The organism is Porphyromonas sp. CAG:1061 (assembly GCF_000435035.1).
In the GTDB taxonomy this organism is placed as follows: Bacteria; Bacteroidota; Bacteroidia; order Bacteroidales; family Porphyromonadaceae; genus Porphyromonas_A; species Porphyromonas_A somerae.
Map to the genome: position 1 here is coordinate 1 of NZ_HF988925.1, position 19108 is coordinate 19108.

18 protein-coding genes and 4 tRNA genes are annotated in these 19108 nt (G+C 46.1%); 17 read left to right on the forward strand and 5 right to left on the reverse strand.

Going from position 1 to position 19108, the window contains the following annotated elements; genetic code table 11:
* Positions 1-148: 148 nt before the first annotated feature.
* The 6 genes from QVO39_RS06070 to pnp all read left to right on the forward strand — a co-directional run bounded on the left by QVO39_RS06070 (position 149) and on the right by pnp (position 9065).
* On the forward strand, positions 149-1753 hold the full coding sequence (locus QVO39_RS06070) for a THUMP domain-containing class I SAM-dependent RNA methyltransferase (protein WP_288171846.1): 1605 nt from the start codon (positions 149-151) through the stop codon (positions 1751-1753).
* Positions 1754-1762: 9 nt separating this feature from the next.
* Positions 1763-3397, forward strand: coding sequence for a DEAD/DEAH box helicase (locus QVO39_RS06075; RefSeq protein ID WP_021903445.1), 1635 nt, complete (start codon positions 1763-1765; stop codon positions 3395-3397).
* A gap of 113 nt (positions 3398-3510) precedes the next feature.
* Complete coding sequence (ftsA, locus tag QVO39_RS06080; protein WP_021903446.1) at positions 3511-4974, forward strand: cell division protein FtsA; 1464 nt, start codon at positions 3511-3513, stop codon at positions 4972-4974.
* Between the two features lie 11 nt (positions 4975-4985).
* Positions 4986-6335, forward strand: coding sequence for a cell division protein FtsZ (gene ftsZ, locus QVO39_RS06085; protein ID WP_021903447.1), 1350 nt, complete (start codon positions 4986-4988; stop codon positions 6333-6335).
* A 12-nt stretch (positions 6336-6347) separates the two neighbouring features.
* Positions 6348-6797 (forward strand): GatB/YqeY domain-containing protein, encoded by a 450-nt coding sequence (locus QVO39_RS06090; RefSeq protein WP_021903448.1) that lies wholly within the window; start codon positions 6348-6350, stop codon positions 6795-6797.
* A gap of 45 nt (positions 6798-6842) precedes the next feature.
* Positions 6843-9065, forward strand: coding sequence for a polyribonucleotide nucleotidyltransferase (pnp, locus tag QVO39_RS06095; RefSeq protein ID WP_288171858.1), 2223 nt, complete (start codon positions 6843-6845; stop codon positions 9063-9065).
* Positions 9066-9193: 128 nt separating this feature from the next.
* Here the strand turns inward: pnp and QVO39_RS06100 are convergent, their stop codons facing one another.
* The 3 genes from QVO39_RS06100 to rpsU form a co-directional block, all read right to left on the reverse strand.
* Entirely contained in the window at positions 9194-9718 is a 525-nt protein-coding gene (locus QVO39_RS06100; protein ID WP_502685065.1) for an aminotransferase class IV, read from the reverse strand.
* Between the two features lie 74 nt (positions 9719-9792).
* A complete protein-coding gene (locus tag QVO39_RS06105; RefSeq protein ID WP_021903451.1) occupies positions 9793-10779 on the reverse strand; it encodes an aminodeoxychorismate synthase component I in 987 nt (328 codons plus the stop codon).
* Positions 10780-10933: 154 nt separating this feature from the next.
* Positions 10934-11125 (reverse strand): 30S ribosomal protein S21, encoded by a 192-nt coding sequence (gene rpsU / locus QVO39_RS06110; RefSeq protein ID WP_018028120.1) that lies wholly within the window; start codon positions 11123-11125, stop codon positions 10934-10936.
* A 251-nt stretch (positions 11126-11376) separates the two neighbouring features.
* On the opposite strand from rpsU, the gene QVO39_RS06115 reads away from it, so the two are divergent.
* The 10 genes from QVO39_RS06115 to QVO39_RS06160 all read left to right on the forward strand — a co-directional run bounded on the left by QVO39_RS06115 (position 11377) and on the right by QVO39_RS06160 (position 17746).
* Positions 11377-12498 (forward strand): N-acetylmuramoyl-L-alanine amidase family protein, encoded by a 1122-nt coding sequence (locus QVO39_RS06115; protein ID WP_288171851.1) that lies wholly within the window; start codon positions 11377-11379, stop codon positions 12496-12498.
* A 24-nt stretch (positions 12499-12522) separates the two neighbouring features.
* Complete coding sequence (locus tag QVO39_RS06120; protein ID WP_021903453.1) at positions 12523-13215, forward strand: hemerythrin domain-containing protein; 693 nt, start codon at positions 12523-12525, stop codon at positions 13213-13215.
* 12 nt (positions 13216-13227) lie between these two features.
* Positions 13228-13821, forward strand: a complete 594-nt coding sequence (locus tag QVO39_RS06125) for a response regulator transcription factor (RefSeq protein ID WP_021903454.1) — start codon at positions 13228-13230, stop codon at positions 13819-13821.
* Positions 13822-13828: 7 nt separating this feature from the next.
* Positions 13829-14953 carry a radical SAM family heme chaperone HemW gene (gene hemW / locus QVO39_RS06130; protein WP_021903455.1) on the forward strand — a complete coding sequence of 375 codons (1125 nt, stop codon included), beginning with the start codon at positions 13829-13831 and terminating at the stop codon, positions 14951-14953.
* A 45-nt stretch (positions 14954-14998) separates the two neighbouring features.
* Positions 14999-15547 carry a nitroreductase family protein gene (locus QVO39_RS06135; protein ID WP_018028125.1) on the forward strand — a complete coding sequence of 183 codons (549 nt, stop codon included), beginning with the start codon at positions 14999-15001 and terminating at the stop codon, positions 15545-15547.
* Positions 15528-16301, forward strand: a complete 774-nt coding sequence (locus QVO39_RS06140; protein ID WP_021903456.1) for a Rossmann-like and DUF2520 domain-containing protein — start codon at positions 15528-15530, stop codon at positions 16299-16301. The genes QVO39_RS06135 and QVO39_RS06140 overlap by 20 nt, the downstream gene beginning before the upstream one ends.
* Positions 16302-16312: 11 nt before the next feature.
* Positions 16313-16837, forward strand: a complete 525-nt coding sequence (locus QVO39_RS06145; protein ID WP_018028127.1) for a KdsC family phosphatase — start codon at positions 16313-16315, stop codon at positions 16835-16837.
* A 2-nt stretch (positions 16838-16839) separates the two neighbouring features.
* Entirely contained in the window at positions 16840-17454 is a 615-nt protein-coding gene (locus QVO39_RS06150) for a Maf family nucleotide pyrophosphatase (RefSeq protein ID WP_021903457.1), read from the forward strand.
* Positions 17455-17547: 93 nt separating this feature from the next.
* Positions 17548-17623 (forward strand) — tRNA-Pro (locus tag QVO39_RS06155).
* 49 nt (positions 17624-17672) lie between these two features.
* A tRNA-Arg gene (locus QVO39_RS06160) sits at positions 17673-17746 on the forward strand.
* Between the two features lie 455 nt (positions 17747-18201).
* On the opposite strand, the gene QVO39_RS06165 is transcribed toward QVO39_RS06160, so the two are convergent.
* Positions 18202-18274: transfer RNA gene (locus QVO39_RS06165), tRNA-Gly, on the reverse strand.
* A gap of 14 nt (positions 18275-18288) precedes the next feature.
* Positions 18289-18374, reverse strand: a tRNA-Leu gene (locus QVO39_RS06170).
* 163 nt (positions 18375-18537) lie between these two features.
* Here QVO39_RS06170 and QVO39_RS06175 point away from each other — a divergent pair.
* Positions 18538-19044 carry a YbjN domain-containing protein gene (locus tag QVO39_RS06175; RefSeq protein WP_021903458.1) on the forward strand — a complete coding sequence of 169 codons (507 nt, stop codon included), beginning with the start codon at positions 18538-18540 and terminating at the stop codon, positions 19042-19044.
* Positions 19045-19108: the final 64 nt, after the last annotated feature.

The window sequence follows — 19108 nt, forward strand, 5'->3', positions numbered from 1 at the left end:
CCTCCTCGCGGAGGTCCTTACTCATAGACACCCCGCTAAAAATCATACGGCGTGAACTTCCTAATGCGTAACCCCTTTGTGTATTGGTTTACTTTCACTGACTTTGGCTGATTATAGTTACCTTTGCGTGTTGAATGTAAATTTAAGAGTGAAAGTAGCGAGATCTAGTAAGTTGGCGATGGAGCAAGAATTGAAATGGGAGGGTCGAGAGCGTGAGGAAGGTGAGATGGATCTGCTAGCCAAGACGCTGTATGGGTTGGAGGATGTATTGGCGGAGGAGCTTCGTGAGCTTGGGGCTAATGAGGTGGTACCGGGGCGTAGGATGGTGGCCTTTAGGGGTGACCGACGGATGCTCTACCGGGCCAATATCCACCTTCGGACGGCGCTAAAGGTATTGGTGCCGGTGGCACAGTTTGAAGCTCATAGCCCCGATGAGGTGTATGAGTATCTATATGAGCATATTGAGTGGGATCGTTATCTGACGCCACGGAGCACCTTCGCGATTGATACGGTGGTCTACTCGGAGCAGTTTACCCATAGTAAGTTTGTGGCGTATCGTGCCAAGGATGCGATTGCCGACTACTTTACCGATCGTGGTGGTCGTAGGCCGAATGTGTCGGTGGTGGATCCAGACCTGCTTTTTCATATCCATATTGCCGATAGTGTGGTGACGCTAGCTCTTGATTCGAGTGGGGAGAGCCTACACAAGCGTGGCTACAGGGTGGGTCAGAATGAGGCCCCTCTAAGTGAAGTGTTGGCGGCAGGTATTTTGCTGAAGATCGGTTGGCACGGTCAGTGCAACTTCTTGGATCCGATGTGTGGTAGCGGTACTTTTATTACTGAAGCAGCCTTGATCGCGCTAGGCATTCCGCCTGGTATTTTCCGCCAGAGTTATGCCTTTGAGCGATGGATGGACTTTGATGCCGACCTGCTGAGTGAGGTGCTGGAGGATTGGGAGGAGCAGCCTTTTGATCACAAGCTCTATGGCTCGGATATCCATCCGAAGGCGATTGCGATCACTCGTGCCAATGTGAAGAATACTGGTATTAGTCGGTATGTGGAGCTAGAGGTGAAGCCCTTTGAGGAGTATTCGGAGGAGAATAGACCTGGAGGTGAGGGGATTCTGGTGATGAACCCGCCTTATGGCGAGCGCCTGAAGCCGATGGACTTGGAGAAGCTATATAGCTCTATCGGGAGTACGCTGAAGCATGTATTCTCGGGTTGGAAGGCCTGGATCATCAGTGGCAGTTTGGAGGAGGGCTTTAATGCAATCGGATTGAAGCACTTTCAGCGAGAAAAGCTCTACAATGGTATGATAGAGTGTGAGCTGAGAGGGTATGAGCTCTTTGAAGGAAAGCGTGATGAGCACCTGGAGGAGCTTCGTCAGCAGGGACTACTCCCCTCACGTGAGGAGCGGGAAAAGTACTACCAACAGCGTGAAGCGATGAAGCAGGAGCAGCGAGCTTTTAGAATGAAAAATCGTAGGCAACGTGCTGGCAGTGGAGATAGAAACGAGCGTGAGGGTGGCTATGGTGAACGTGAGCGACGGACTGGTGGCGCACGTGATTTTGGTGACCGCAAGGTGGCTTCTAAGTCGAGACCTCGTAACCAATCACGCACCAGAAGCGAAGAAAGTGCATCTCCAGCTGGAGAAGTGCGTATGCGGAAACGAGAGAAGACCGCTAGAACTTTTGTTCCTCGACCCAATAGTGAGAGGAAGCCTGAAGGGGAGGGGTCAAGCAGTATCAACTAATCATTATTTATGACTTTTGAAGAACTAGGGCTCGCCAAGCCCCTACTGAAAGCGATCGAGAAGATGGGCTTTCAGACTCCTACGCCGATACAAGAGGCGGTGATCCCTTTGCTTCTAGGGGAGCGGAAGGATATTATGGCATTGGCTCAGACGGGGAGTGGCAAGACAGCTGCTTTTGGTTTGCCCATTATCCAGAATATCACGACTGCCCTGAAGCGTCCGCAGGCATTGATCATCGCCCCTACTCGTGAGCTCTGTATGCAGATCACGAGGGATATGGCTAGCTATGCTATCCATATGGACGACTTTAGTATCGTGGCGGTCTATGGTGGGGCATCTATTGAGGAGCAGATACAGCATATACGGAGGGGCACACAGGTGGTGGTAGCGACACCTGGACGGCTTTTGGACTTGATCCGTAGAGGGGCTATCGCACTCAATGAAATCAAAGATGTGGTGCTGGATGAGGCCGATGAGATGCTCAATATGGGCTTTATCGATGATATTGAGGAGATTCTTTCGCATATCCCTGAGGAGCGTCATCTGCTCCTTTTTTCTGCCACAATGCCTCAGGAGATCCGATCTATTGTGCGAAAGTTTATGCAAGAGCCCACTGAGGTTTCGGTAGGAAATAAACAGCGGATCAATCGTAACATTCAGCATATTTACTATGTAGTGAGTGCTAACGACCGCTATTTGGCGCTGAAGCGTATTGCCGACTATTACCCCAATATCTATGGCATTATTTTCTGTAAAACGAGGCGTAGTACTCAAGAGGTGGCAGCGCAATTGATCGCTGATGGGTATAGCGCCGATGCTCTCCATGGAGAGCTAAGCCAAGCACAGAGAGATAATGTGATGGGACGCTTCCGGAATGGAACGATCCAGCTCCTTGTGGCAACCGATGTGGCAGCACGAGGGCTCGATGTGGATAATCTATCGCACGTGATCCACTTCGGTCTGCCTGCCGATGTGGAGAGCTACACGCACAGAAGCGGTCGAACCGCGAGAGCGGGAAAGAAGGGAATTTCGATCGCTATTTGCCATGCCAGGGAGCGAGGGCAGATTAGGCGAATCGAAAAGGAGAGTGGCATCACTATCGAGCGTGCAATGCTCCCAACGGCCGAGATGATCTGTGAGAAACAACTATTGCAGCTGGTGCATCGTATGGAGCATACGGTGCCTGATCTGGATGCGATTGCCCCTTATATGGATAGTGTGGTGAATCGGCTCTCATGGCTAGATAGCGACGAATTGATACAACGGCTTATTTATCTAGAGATTCAGCGAATGCTGGATTACTACAAGAATGCAGCCGCGGTGGAGGAGATCCCTGAGACGGAGAAGAAAAGCTCCAAAAAACGAAAGGCTTCCCGCGAAGAGGAGGAGAGAACCTCGGAGGGGATGGATTTACTTCAAATCAATGTGGGAAAGCGAAATAAACTCTATCCCAATAAGCTGATTGAGATGATTGAGTATTGCACGGGTAGAAAGGTGCCGGTGGGGAAGATTACTATTTTTGACAGAAATGCCACTTTTGAGGTGGCTCGTGGTGAGTCGGAAGAGGTGCAGGAGGCTTTGAATGCTTTTCAATACCATAAACAGCCTCTTCGGGTCACTCGGCATAAGCGTAAAAGACGGTAATATTTTCTCAAAAGGGTAGGTGGGTAAGATAGAATTTGGTAAGTTTGTGGGAATTAGTGTGCTAGGGAGTTTTTTAGCTCTTGGCAACCATAAATGAAGCAAATATTATATTGATGAGAGAGCACAGAGAAGATAAGATAAATGTGGCTATCCTAGACTTTGGTAGTAGTGCCATAAATCTAGCGGTGGCAGAGAAGATGGCCCCTGGTGATGAGCTCTTTAGGACGGTCTATCTGGATAGTGAGCCATCGGAGGGTGCCGTGCAGAGGGGCGTAGTATTTAACTTATCCGAAACGTCGGAAAAGGTGCGCAAACTTTTATCACGTGCCGAGGCTGATCTAGGTATAGAGATAGATCACCTATATGCGAGTATTTCGGGGCAGGGGCTACATAGCCTACTGATAAAGCAGGTGGAGGAGTATGATGCCCCTCATGAGATCACTCAGGCCGATATTGAGCGTCTATGGGGAAAGATTGAAGAGCCGGATGGTAAGTTTTTCTTGAATGCCGACTTTGCTCGCTTTTCTGTCAATGGGAGTTCGGTGCTTCGCCCAGTGGGGGTGAAGGCGATGAAGCTACAGGTGAGTATCCAGACGGTGGTCACTGATCGTATGGTGACGGATAATGTGGAGGAGGTCTTGGCTCACAAATTAGATCTTGAGGTAGAGCCTTATTTAGTTGGAGTCGTGGAGCTCAGTAAGCGTGTCCTGACGCCCGAGCAAAAGAGAATAGGTTCGGCATTGGTGGACTTCGGTGCGGAGACTACCACAGTGGCCTACTTTAATCATGGCGTGCTAGAGTCATTGAGGGTGATCCCAATGGGTGGTAATCAAATCACTTATGACCTTACGGATCTAGATATTAGCCCTGAAGAGGCGGAGAGGGTAAAGATAGCTCACGCTTCATTGTCTCTAGATACGAGCGACAAGGAGGAGCTGATCGTGAAAGCTCCCGATATGCGGACGGATAAGCGTGTTTCTCGCTACAATGTGAACCAATATATTGAGGCACGTACCCACGAGATAGTGGATAATATCAAGGCAATTATTGCTCGTGCTAAGGGCTCTGAAGGTGACTATAAGGTGCCTGGGGGAATGGTGATTACTGGCGGGGCGTCGAAGCTAGCTGGTTTGCCTGAGTATCTCAAGGATAAGTTTGGTGGGGAGCTGAGTGTGAAGCAGGTGAGCCCTGCATTCTTCTCTGATGGTGGTAACCAGGAGCTGACCGCTAACCCTGAATTCCACAGCTTGTATGCGATGCTTTATGCGGCAAATGTGGATGTGGCTAGGACTGAGGAGGAGCCTAGTGTGGTGGAACAGCACGAAGAACAGCATGAGGAGCAAGCAATTCATATTGTGGAGGGTGAAGCTGATATAATGTCTCAGCCGGGGGTATTGCCTTTTGACGAAGAGGATCTGAAGCCTCAAGCAGACCCAGCACCAAGAGTGAAGCCACGAAGAGAGCGTACACCTAAGCCTAAAAAGGAGAAGAGCAGTAAAAGCTCATTTATGGGAAGGCTGAAGGACCTTTTTGCGATGTCTGATGACGACTCTAACTTTTCGGATGACGAGGATTAATGATGGAGGTTATGGAGAGGAATATATTGCCTATTAAGAAGGAGATAAACGATCAGCCAACAATCATTAAGGTGATTGGTGTAGGAGGTGGTGGTGGCAATGCGGTCAATTATATGTATAATCAGAATGTGAGCCACGTCTCATTCCTTCTGTGTAATACCGACCGACAGCATCTCAATGTATGTGATGTGCCACAGACTATTTGCCTTGGTACTAAAACGACAAAGGGTCTGGGTGCCGGAAATAACCCACGGCTAGCTCAGGAAGCTGCCGAGGAGAGTGAGGCGGAGGTGCGTGAAGCACTGAATGATGGCACAGAAATGGTCTTTATCACTGCTGGTATGGGCGGTGGTACTGGTACAGGTGCTGCCCCTGTAATTGCTCGTATCGCTAAGGATATGGGGATTCTGACGGTGGGGATTGTGACCATTCCTTTCCTATTTGAAGGGAGAACGAAGATTCTTCAGGCAATTGATGGGGTGGAGGAGCTGAAGAAGAATGTGGACGCTATTTTGGTCGTTAATAATGAGCTACTGAATAAGATCTATCCCGACCTGAAGATTTCTGAAGCTTTTAGGAAGGCCGACGAAACGCTGACCACCAGTACGCGCTCAATCTCGGAGCTGATCACTATACCTAGTGGTGTGAATCTGGACTTTAACGATGTGAAGCGGACGCTTCAATCGGGTGGAGTCTCCATCATCACTCGTGGCTTTGCAAGTGGCGAGGAAGGTTTGGAAAAGGCGATGGAGCGGGCGTTGTCTTCGCCATTGTTGAATACTTCCAACTTCAATCTAGCTACCCGTCTGCTGGTGCAGGTTATTTATAAGCCCGAGCATGAGCCAACCACTCGTATGAGTGAGAAGTTGAGGGATATGACGGCCAAGATCAAGGGCTCCTTTGACTTCATTTGGGGCATGTCGCCTCGGGAGGACGATGGTATGGAGGACGACCTCGGTTTTGTGCTTCTAGCCTCAGGATTTGACGACAGCGTGATGTTTGCTGATGAATACAGCGACGAGCGTCCGAAGGCAACAAAAGAGGAGGAGGATACCAAGATTAGCGACTACTACGGTAGTGAATTGGCTCAAGGAAATAGCTATAAGGAGTATGAAACGGTGGTATTTACAGAGGAATTGATGACGAATAATGGGTTCATCTCTTTGGTCAACCAAAGGCCTACACTTACACGGTCTAAGGAGCAACTAGATACTATCAAGCAATTTATTGAAGAGCGACCTATGCAGTCTTGGAATAGTCAGCCTACGGTTTCTGTAAATCACTCTAGCTTTTCCAGCCGTGACTCTGTTGAGACAAGTGGTAATTCAATTGGAAGAACAATAACTTTTGGAGACGATTAAATAATAATAGATATGGCACTTTTAGAGCAAGTAAATGAGGGAATAAAGCAGGCGATGCTGAGCCGTGATAAGGTGAGATTGGAAGCACTTCGCGGTATTAAGAAGGAGTTTCTAGAGGCAATGACTGCCAAAGGAGCTGCTGGTGAGTTGGATGATGATCACGCACTGAAAATTATTGCAAAGCTAGTGAAGCAACGTGAGGAGAGTGCAAGTCTCTATCGCGATGCTGACCGCCTAGACCTTGCCGAAGCAGAGGAAGCGGAGGCAGAGGTATATAGGAGTTTTCTCCCTGCACAATTGTCGGAAGAGGAGATCACTGAAAAGGTGAAAGAGATGATCTCTAAGCTTGGTGTCACGGATATCAAGGGGATGGGACAGGTGATGGGAGTGGCTACAAAGGAGCTAGGCGCTTCGGCAGATGGCAAGTTGATCTCCCAGATTGTTAGGAAACTGCTCTCCTAACCATTAGTTAACTGAGAATTAAGCTGTTTTTATATAGAATTTTTTATCATGAATGTAATCACTAAGACCATCACAATGGGTGATGGAAGCACCATTACAATTGAGACTGGCAAGCTAGCTAAGCAGGCCGATGGTGCTGTGACTGTTCGCATGGGCAACACCGTATTGTTGGCAACAGTTACTGCTGCACAGGATGCTAATCCTGGTGTGGATTTTATGCCTTTACAGGTAGAGTACAAAGAGAAGTTTTCAGCCGTGGGTCGTTTCCCAGGTGGCTTTACCCGTAGAGAGGGTAGGGCTTCGGACTACGAGATTTTGATTTGTCGACTAGTTGATAGGGCACTGCGACCACTTTTCCCTGATGATTATCATGCAGAGGTTTTTGTTAATATCACTCTATATAGTGGTGATGAAAACGAGCTCCCAGATCAATTGGCTGGGCTGGCAGCTTCTGCGGCACTTGCTGTAAGTACAGTGCCTTTCCACGGTCCTATCTCTGAGGTAAGAGTGATTAGATTGGATGGTGAGTATCTAGTAAATCCAACCAAGGAGCAACTAGAGCGTGCCGATTTGGACCTGATGGTAGCGGCCTCAATGGATAATATCATGATGGTAGAGGGCGAGATGAAGGAGGTACAGGAGTCGGATATGCTTGAAGCTATTAAGGTAGCTCACGAAGCTATCAAGAAGCAATGCCAGGTACAGTTGGAGCTAATGGAGGAGTGCGGCACTGTGGAAAAGCGTACCTATTGCCACGAGGTGAATGATGAGGATCTTCGTCAAAAGGTACACGATGTATGCTATGATAAGGCATATGCAGTAGCTACCTCAGGTACATCAAAGCACGAGCGTACAGATGCCTTTGCTAATATTGTGGAGGAGTTTAAGGCTCAATATACTGAGGAGGAGCTAGAGGAGAAGAGCCCGATGATTGATCGCTACTACCACGATGTGGAGAAGGAGGCGATGCGTCGGATGATTTTGGACGAAGGAAAGCGCCTTGATGGTCGTGATACCAAGACCATTCGCCCAATCTGGTGCGAGGTAAGCCCATTGCCAGCACCTCACGGTTCCTCTATCTTTACACGTGGTGAGACTCAAGCACTAGCAACGGTGACCCTTGGTACCAAGAGCGATGAGAAGCTAGTAGATGATGTGCTTAATCATGGTAAGGATCGTTTCCTATTGCACTACAACTTCCCTCCCTTCTCTACTGGTGAGGCTAAGCCACAGCGTGGAGTAGGACGTCGTGAGATTGGTCATGGCAACTTGGCTCAGCGAGCACTTAAGTCTATGATCCCTGAGGATTATCCTTATGTAGTGCGTATCGTGAGTGATATATTGGAGAGTAATGGATCTTCTTCAATGGCTACCGTTTGTGCTGGTACTCTAGCATTGATGGATGCTGGTGTGCAGATCAAAAAGCCAGTGAGCGGTATCGCCATGGGACTGATTTCTGAGAATAAAGGACAGAATTACGCGATCCTTTCAGATATCTTGGGCGATGAGGACCACCTCGGTGATATGGACTTCAAAGTGACTGGTACTCGGGATGGAATCACTGCTACCCAGATGGATATCAAGGTAGATGGACTTAGCTACGAAATCCTAGAGAGAGCTCTTGCACAAGCTAAGGAGGGACGCCTCCATATTCTTGGCAAGATTGAGGAGACTCTTCCTGCGCCTCGTGCCGACTTTAAGCCACAGACGCCACGAATCGTTACGATGCGCATTCCTAAGGAGTTTATTGGTGCAGTGATTGGCCCTGGTGGTAAGATTATTCAGAGTATCCAAGAGGAGAGTGGTGCCTCTGTAAATATTGAGGAGGTAGAGAACGAAGGTATTATCGAGGTGGCTGCTGCTGGTAAGGAGCCAATTGATAAGGCACTCGAGATGATCAATGCCATTGTGGTAATTCCTGAGGTAGGTAAGGTGTACGAGGGAACCGTTAAGAGTGTGATGCCTTACGGTGCATTCGTAGAGTTCTTGCCTGGCAAAGAGGGACTTCTCCATATCTCTGAGTGGGATTGGCGTAGGTTTGAGACCATTGAGGAGACTGGTGTAGCGGAAGGACAGAAGATCAATGTGGTTCTTCTTGAAGTGGATCCTAAGACTGGCAAGTTCCGTCTATCTCGTAAGGCTGCTATTGAAAAGCCTGAGGGATATGTAGAGCGTCCAGAGCGTCCACGCAATGATCGCCCTCGCAATAATGGCGACCGACCAAACCGTGGTAATCGCAACCACAATCGCCACAACAACAATGATTGATCACCATTGACTTAGTACCACCTATATACTGTATATAGGCTGTAACTTTTCAAATTGAACGTAGCGGGGTAAGTGTTCTTACTCCGCTACGTTCTTTTATGGAATATTGCTGAATTAGTTTCTCCCTACTAGAGCACTGCTTCAATGGGGAGTGTCAGTTGGTGGGGTGAGAGCATTGCATTGACAAGGTGTATGGTATCATAATGTCTTAAATCTTCAAGCGTTATATCGCACTCGTGTATTATCCCTTTATCCAAAAGGCAGCACCTTTTAGTCCCTTTAAGTAGGTAGCTTTTGGGCGTGAATAATTGCCCATTTTTCTCGAGTACTACATTCGTGAATGAGGTGTCGGTAACCAAGCCGTCCAAGATGAACAGAGGCTCTGTGCCACGAGGAAGCTCCTTTTTGATGCTTTCAAATTGAGAGCGATCAGCCCATTTGTATGAGTAAAAGTTCTCTTTGATTGTGGTGGGCTTCAGTAATCCTATTTCTGGCACTTGGTAGGGCACAAAGCGTATGGAAAGTATGCTACTGGGCGAATAGGTGACGCTTACCCTCCACTTTCCTTTCTGAGCAAGAGTATAAGAGGGATTCGATTTTATCGCTTCTGTAAAGAGCGATATATCTATCTCTTGACCAGTTGACCATCTCACTCTATCTTGATGGTATTTGAGGTGGAAAAGTTGTTTATTCTCTAAGCAAAAGGTCTCTAAGAGAGGTTCCATATTCAGTGAAGTGGTAGGTAGATTTTGTCTATCACCTCTTGGTACTCGTGATCTAGTATACTATTAATGGTGATTCCGCCACCTGAGTGGTAATACTTTTGACCCTCTTTATCTTCCCTGATAAAGCGAATAAGAACGGAGGAGTCTAGCTCTTTGCCATCGAAGTAGCCAAAGACGCCACAGTAATAGCCCCTTGTGTGGCTTCCTTCGGCCTCTGAGATGAGCGTGCGAGTACTTTCACGAGGAGCCCCAAGGATTGAACCTGCTGGAAGAAGGTGGTCAAAAATATCTCCTATATGTGATGTCCAATCCGTGGGGAGTTGCCCTTTGATCTCCGAGCTAACTTGGAAGATTGTGTGCTCCGGAGCTTTGATTTCTGTGAAATATCTGAATTGAGAGACTTCAATATTAGTCGCTACGGTAGAAAGGTCCTTTCTTAAGAGGTCTACTACGGCACAGTGCTCTGAGGTCTCTTTGTAGTCATTGAGTATGACTTCTGGAGCCCCTGGGACATCGCTAGTGATAGTCCCTTTCATCGGATCTGTGGAAATGATGCCTTCGTTAGTTACTCGTACAAATCTCTCTGGAGAGAAGCAGACAAAGCGAGCCTCGGGCAGATAGATCTGGTATTTAGCACTGGTGGTGTATAGGATTTCCTTTAGGGTAAGGGGAGTGGATATGGGAGTGCATACGGTGAGGTTGGCAAGAACCGAGCGCCCCTCCTTCATTCCTTGCTGAATGACTTTGAAGCGTTGGCCATACTGATCTAGGCTTTCAGGCTGTCTGGTGATGTGTTCGTTAGCATTTTTGATGGGTTGCGCCTTGAAGTTTGAGACGATCCCGACCTTAAAAAGCACCTCGCTCTGCTCCTGTGGATTGGTCACTATGGCTCCTTCACTCTTTTCATAGTCTAGAACGAATAAAAATGGTACACCAGCTTTACCTGCTTCATTCATCTGAGTGAGTACCTCCTTGTATGTTTTTAGCATCACTATTATATGATAAAAAGAGGATGACTACTGCTCAGTGAGCTTTAGTCATCCCTTTATTTATTAAACAACACCTCCTTGGTGAAAATGATTTATTATTATTCTTCTTCTAACTTCGTCGTCTAGCATCCACCTATGAGTGGTAGTATTCAGACTAATCCTCCATCTGGCGAAGTTGCTGCACGTAGCGAGCCTTTTCCATCTTGCGGCGCTTTACTGCCGATGGCTTTTGGAACTCCCGACGAGTGCGAAGCTGACGCATTGTACCAGTGCGGTCAAACTTTCTCTTGAATCTCTTCAGTGCTCTCTCGATGTTCTCGCCTTGTTTTACTTCTACAATAATCATAAACTCCTGTAAATGTTGTTAGTAATCCATTAATTGTTGTACTCATTTGAGTGCGATGGCAAATTTACAAAGAATATCCAATACTACCAAGATAATCGCTTTCTCCCATAACAATTATTGGGTGTGTCTCAATGAGAAATGCCTATAATGTCTTAACATTGTATGGAATTTGGAGATACTCATATTTGGAGATATCCGTAGAATTAGTTAATTTCGCAGTGATAAGTAAGTATGATTCGGTTTCGCTAGGTATGAGGATATTTTATAGAGCTTTGATTTTGCTCGTTTTGCTTTCTCTGCCCTCTCTAGGCACGATGAGCCAAGCTAGAGATGGCAAAGGGCGTTTTGTGGTTGTTGTTGATGCCGGTCATGGTGGTAAGGATAGCGGGGCCGTGGGTAAACGCTCAAAGGAGAAAAACATAGTCCTAGACGTAGCTCTAAAGGTGGGTGAGCGTATCAATGTACTAAACCCCAATATCGTGGTCTATTACACTCGAAAGGATGACCGATTTATTGGTCTCCAGCAGCGAGCAGACTTTGCCAATAAGAAGAAAGCAGACTTATTTGTATCCGTTCATGCCAATTCGCATAAAACTTCTCGTCCTCATGGCTCCGAGACTTATGTGCTTGGATTGCACCGAACTCAAGATAACCTTGATGTGGCAATGAAGGAGAACTCTGTGATCCTCTATGAGAAAGACCATGGAGCTATCTATAAAGGTTTTGACCCTAATGAATCGGAAAGCTATATCATATTCAACTTTATTCAAAATAAGCATCTCTCCTCTAGTATCAACTTAGCAGAGTTGATACAAGGTGGTATGGTCAATGGGGGGTTAGGTAACCGCGGAGTGAAACAAGCTGGTTTTTTGGTGCTGAGGGAAGTCGCTATGCCTAGTGTGCTGGTGGAGCTTGGCTTTATCTCTAATCCTTCTGATGAAGAGTATATGTTGTCGAAGAATGGGTCGAGAAAACTAGCCCAAAGTATCGCACAGGCAGTAGTCGACTACGAAGCTAAGATATCTGGTCGTGGAGGCGGAAGCACCAAGGGTAAGGAGGTAGTGGCTGAGAATGCACCCGAGGTTGCCTCGCAGTCAGTAATGACCAAATCCGATGGTAAGGCCGTTGCCGGAGAAATACATTATCGAGTACAGGTAATGGCAGATACAAGAAAGCTAAAACCAAGTTATTTCGGCTCATATAGGGATGTAGTAAAAGTAACTAAGGAGGGTAAGTATTACAAGTACACCTTTTATGATACCACAAGTCTAGATGAGGCAAAAGGCTATCAGCGTGATTTGAGACGGAAGTATAAAGATTGCTTTATTGTAGGCTTTGATGGTGAAGGTAACAAGGTAGGTAGTTATTATTAATGACAAGGGAGATAAGAATAACACATGAAGAATAGACATTATTCCTCGCACAGTAAGATGGCGGATTTGGTGAGTGAACACTATAATATCCTGCTACTTATCTATAGATTTGATATCCCATTGGGAGTCGGTGAGCGGACGATCAAAGAGATTTGTGATGAACATGGTGTTGATGTGGATACTTTCCTTTTCGTGGTCCATTTTATTCTCTTTGATGAGGGGGTAGGGCAGAAAGGGTTGTACAAAAAACTATCAATACCTCTACTAATTCGTTTCCTTAGAAATAGCCACAGCTACTTCCTTGATTTCAGGCTTCCTGAGATCCGAAGAAATATGTTGGAAGCTATTGAGCAGGCCCCTGAGGATATAAGGTTTGTGATTCAGAAGTACTTTGATAATTATGAAAAGGAAGTGTTTCAGCATATGAAGTATGAGGATGAGGTGGTTTTCCCATACGTTGAGTCACTTCTGGAGGGAGCTAATGACCTAGAGTATTCTATCCGAACTTTTGAGAAGCGCCACGACCAAGTGGAGCTAAAAATGCTGGAGCTTAAGAATATATTTATTAAGTACTATCCGATGGAGATGGACTTCAAGGTAAATAATGTGCTTCATGATCTCTTTACCTGTAGTGAGGAGCTTCATATTCATAATGATGTGGAAGATCATATCCTCATTCCTTGTGTAAGAGAAATGGAGGAAGACAAGCTAAATTAGAGCATTCTGTATATGAGATATTCGGTATTGGTGGCTGTGGGGGATGCTGGGCGTGCACATTATATTGAGCATTTGCTCCAAAGGCAGACGACCTTCCATTTGGGGTTAAATATGCTAGCAGATCCCTATACGCTACTAGAGAGTTGTAAGGAGGTGTTGCCTGACTTGCTGATTGTATCTCCCGACGTGGTTTCTGATCCAATGGTGCCTATCTTGAAGGAAGCACTTGGAAATGATGAGCTGAGGATCGTATCTTATTGTACCACATTGGCTGAAGCAGAGCTCTCAAAGAATTTTGATGGAAAAATCCTCTCAACTGATGGGGGGAATGAAGTCTCTAATATGCTTGAGAGTGTACTAGAGGTGGATGGAAGCAATGCAGAGGAGATGGTGCTGACACCTAGGGAGCAAGAGGTAGTGGTAGCAGTGGTGAAGGGGCTTACTAATAAGGAGATAGCCGAGAAGTTTTTCCTCTCTACCCATACGATCATTACCCATCGGCGCAATATAGCACGCAAACTCAATATTCATAGCCCTTCTGGTCTCACAATTTATGCCATAATGAATAAATTGGTAACGCTTGACGATGTGAAGGATCACATATAGTGCGACTATGGCTGGTATTTATGTTCACGTTCCTTTTTGTCAGAAAAAGTGCCTGTACTGTGATTTTTACTCTGTGGCCAACAGCCGTGAGGTCGTTCGCTATGTAAAGGCGTTAAAGATTGAGGCACAAAAGCGAGCTTATGAGCTCGGAGGAATGGACATTGAGACCATCTACTTTGGCGGTGGAACCCCTTCTTTATTGCCACACCATTATATCGGAGAGATAGTAGGAGTATTGCGAAGACATTACAACGTTTCACCATCGGCTGAGATATCATTTGAGTGTAACCCTGGTGACGTTGGAAAGGTAGATATTGAGCATCTGCTCTCCTATGGTGTCAATCGTTTTAGTATCGGGGCTCAGTCTTTCCACGATCGGTTGCTTCAAAAGCTAGGTCGCCGGCATAGCCATCAGGAGATCATTGGTCTCTTTGAGAGCCTACGTCAAGCCGGAGTAAATAATATCTCTCTTGACTTAATATACAGCATTCCTACTGAGGAGCTCAAAGAGCTAGGGGAGGATTTAGACCAATTGGTCTCACTTTCTCCAGAGCATATTTCTACTTATGATCTTATCTATGAGGAGGGAACTCCACTTTATGAGATGCGTAGAAAGGGAGAAATCAACGAGCTGAGTGAGGAGGTTTCTATAGAGATGGCACATACTGTGAGGCAGGTGCTAACCGAGGCGGGCTATCAGCACTACGAGATATCCAACTTCGCAAAACCCTCTTTTCGTTCTAGGCACAATAGCAACTATTGGAGTGGGGTGCCCTATATCGGATTAGGTCCTTCCGCTCATAGTTATGTAGCTCCTTGGCGCTCGTGGAATGCTAGTTCCTTGCCACTATATACTGATCAATTGCTTACAGGTGCAGGTTTTTTATCCCGTGAGATTGAGTATATTACCCCAGAGATGGAGTATGAAGAGTATCTCCTAACACGCTTACGAACAGCTGAGGGAATATCTATTGCAGAGATGGAGAAAAAGAACTTTGCTATTCCAGAAAAGTCACTTTTCAGGCTAGTGGATGAAGAACTCCTAAAGCAATGGGGCGATCGCTTTGCCCTTACTGATAAGGGCTGGGACTTCGCCGATAGAGTACTATTGGAGTTGGCGATGAATGACTAGACAATTGCTTTTTTATGAGCGTTAATCATTAATGATATAAGGAATATGTTTTCACATTTGACTTTTTTATCTCGAAAGAGAAGGAGCGTACGCGAGTATGCCAACCAACCTGTCGATTCGGAAGTGCTAAAGGATATATTGGAGGCGGGGCTAAGGGCACCTACATCTAAGAATAGCAGAAGCACTCGATTCTTTGTGGTTGAGGATAAGCAGCTGCTCAAAGACTTTAGTGAATGCCGAGAGCGCGGGAGCCAGTTTTTGTCTGGTGCTCCAGTTGCCATTGTGGTGTGTAGCGATAGCAATAAGAGCAAGCGCCCTTATTCGGATTGTGCTATAGCTGCCTCCTTTATTCAGCTAGCAGTGACTGATCACGACCTTGGCTCTTGCTGGTGCCATATAGAGGACAGCCCTTCGCCCAAAGGAGCTACTGCCGAGGAGTATATCAAGTACAAGCTAGATTTGCCCGATAGCTATAAAGTACTCTGCATTATAGGCATAGGGGAGGTGGCAAAAGCCGATATGCTTAAGCCACGTGAACGAGAGGTGGAGTGGGAGCGTCTTTTCGTAGGAAGGTATGAGGAAAGAGAGCTTTAATTTCGCCTTAGTGGGTAGCGGCAGAGTGGCTACTCACTTGGCGGAAGCGTTAGTGAAGGGTGGGGTAACTTGCTCGGCACTATACAGCCCTACCAAGTCACACGCGACCGCATTGGCACAGAAGATAGGTGCCGAAACTGTTGACTCCATTGATCAGCTAGCGACCTTGCCAGTTGATTTTGTCTTGATTGCAGTCAAAGATGATGCGATTGGTGAAGTAGCAAGTCATTTCCCTAGTGATTATAACGGTGTAGTGTTGCATACCTCAGGCGGAACTTCAATAGATGCCTTGACGCCCATCAAGAATCGAGGAGTACTCTATCCGATGCAGACCTTCTCTGAAAATAGAGAGCTGGTGATTTCCGAGATCCCTATTTTCCCAGAAGCCAATACCCAGAAATGTCAAGAGGTCATCGGCAAAATCACGAATGCGTTATGCAGCAGACAAGTACATTATCTATCTAGTAAGGAGAGAGTGAAGCTGCATTTAGCCTCTGTCTTTGCGTGCAATTTCGTTAATCATCTCTACTCCATTTCCGATGAAGTGTTACACGATATTGGACTAGACTTTCAGTTGCTGGGTCCTTTAGTCAAGGAGACCTTAAATAAAGCGTTATCAGCTTCGCCCAAGGAGGTACAAACAGGGCCAGCTATCCGGCACGACTATCGGACTATCGATCGCCATTTGGCACTTCTTCAAGGTCAATCACGTGAGATCTATGAGGTGCTGACTAAGTCAATTATGAATCATTGATTTACTTAAATATGAGTTCTTTTCCAACGGATCTAAACCATATCAAAGGAGTTTTATTTGATGTCGATGGGGTGCTCTCGAGAGTCACCACCCATATCAATAGCGAGGGGGTGCCAGAGCGAACTGTCAATGTACGAGATGGTTATGCGATACGAGAAGCCTGTAGGCAAGGACTTGTGCTCGGGATCATCTCCGGAGGTTATTCCGATAGTGTGCCGAAGCGATACAAAGGGCTGGGCATCCAGCATATCTATATGGGGGCTGGTCTTAAAATCGATGCTCTTAATGACTTCTTGCAGAAGACTGGTCTTAAAGCATCTGAATGCCTATTTTGTGGTGATGACATCCCCGACATTCCAGTGATGAAAGCTTGTGGTTTTTCGGTGGCTCCTAAGGACGCTTCACCAGAGACCAAAGCAATTGCTAGCCACATTGTTCCTATTAATGGAGGCGAAGGGGTAGCACGTGCTGTGATCGAAGAGGTGCTAAAAATGAAAGGACTGTGGCTTAATGACGAACATGCATTTGGTTGGTAAATATGACAAATGATGGAAAAGTGGCACATCCACTAGAAGCAAGGTTAAGAGGGCTCCATATCATTCTTGGCTCCCAATCTCCTCGCAGGGTAGAACTACTAAAACAGCTGGGGCTCACCTTTGAGGTGCGCCCTAGCCACGCACCAGAGGATCACATTGAAGTGCAGGACCCGCATGAAGTGCCATTGGTATTGGCAAGTCGCAAGGCTGAGTTCTTACTCCCTCAATTACACCCCAATGATCTACTGATTACAGCAGATACAGTAGTGGTCTTGGAGGGGCAGATTCTTGAGAAACCCCACAGCCTCGACGAGGCGGTCACCTATCTCAATAGATTGTCTGGAAAGTGGCATCAGGTAATTACAGGTTATTGCCTTACAATGTCTGATCGACAGTTCAAAGCGAGCGTGACGAGCGATATACTCTTCGACCATTTGACCAAAGAGGAGATTAGCTACTATGTAACTCGGTATGAGGTCTTGGATAAAGCTGGGGCTTATGGCATTCAGGATTGGATAGGGTTGATTGGAGTTAAGGAGATTCAAGGCTCCTACCACAATGTAATGGGGCTGCCTACGGCTCATCTTTATCAGCATCTCAAGGAGTTTCTACCCTAATTATTGCCTCTTTGCCTTAGTAAACAGTAATTTCTTATTGCAAATTCGTGGCAAATAGCAATTATTGTGTTATCTTTGCACACAGTAAAAGTTCGGGATGTAGCTCAGTCCGGTTTAGAGTACACGTCTGGGGGGCGTGGGGTCGCTGGTTCGAATCCAGTCATCCCGACTATTTTATAAAGCTTCTTTCGAAGCAATCTAGGTTAAATAGATGGATTGGTTGGGTAGCTCAGCTGGATAGAGCAATAGCCTTCTAAGCTATCGGTCATGGGTTCGAATCCCATCCCAATCACACATTGAGCCACTCGTGGCACTAAAGTTTTAGGTCGCCTCATCGGTATCTTCCTGATGCTGATGAGGCTATTTTTTTTATAGAGTTGTACGAAGGTGCTCAGCCCTCTTGTCTATGGTATATATTTGTCCGACCCACAAAGGGTCGTGAGGTAGGGGATACTTGAAACAACAATCGGGTAGAGCGTTTTATAACCCTCTGATATTCAGTGCCCTTATCTGAGCAAAAATTGAGATGCAACTAAGCAATTACTTAGTTGCATCTCGCCGTTTGCTTAGTTGCATCTCGTCAATTGGTTAGTTGCAACTCAACTTTTAGCCTCCTACTACGAAGGAAATATTGGGGTGTTTTGTGAGTCTATATTAAATACCCTCTTATTAGTGGAGTGGGCTGCTTGTGTGTGAAAAATAAGAGAGTTGGATAAATTGTATATCCAACTCTCTTATTTACTTTAGAGCGGTAGGCGAGGTTCGAACTCGTGACCTTTGGCTTGGGAAGCCAATGCTCTACCAACTGAGCTACTACCGCAAGTGCATATCTTGTACCCGAAGCGGGACTTGAACCCGCACAGCCATTGCTGGCCAAAGGAGTTTAAGTCCTTCGTGTCTACCGATTCCACCATCCGGGCTCGTATCCTTAATTGCTCTGCAAAGGTAATCTAAATTTCTCAATTATACAATGAGAGGCGTTGCTTCTTTCTATCCATCTGTTAATAGGTCGTTGGCCTAATACACTCAATTTCTTTTTTTATTACCTTTGCGATAGATTTATCAACATTTAATTACGTGTTTATGTACAAGAAGTTTATTTTATTCGTTGCCTTTGCTCTGTCAGCATTGAGCTGCTTTGCTCAGGAGCCACCTATACAGCGTTCGGCTGACAATGTGGCATTTAGGGATTCCATTGCGAATTTTCTGAAGCTGGAGGGATATGTCCCATCTATTGATGAGGATGGAGACATTGAATTTAAGAAGGAGGGAAGCACTTATTTTGTTATAGTTGTAGATGATGAGGCTCCTTTTTATGTGCAGTTTACCTATTATTTAGGAATGGACGAGGATACAGACCAAGTTGCGATGCTAAAAGCTATGAATGAGACTAATCGAGACAATCGCTGTATCAAGTGCTCTATCGTAGATAAAGATTTACTCTGGATTACTATAGAATCTTACGATGCTACCGTAGCAGAGTTCGGAAAAACCTATGACCTTTATTTGGAGCATCTTTCAGAGAGTGGGGTGATTTTGGCGCAAGCTTACAACAAGTATAGCAAGGAAAAGACAAATCAATCCAAGTAATCGAGCTCATACTCTTTAGAGTATAGCCTCTAGTATAAAATAGCGGGGTCGACTATCTAAATAG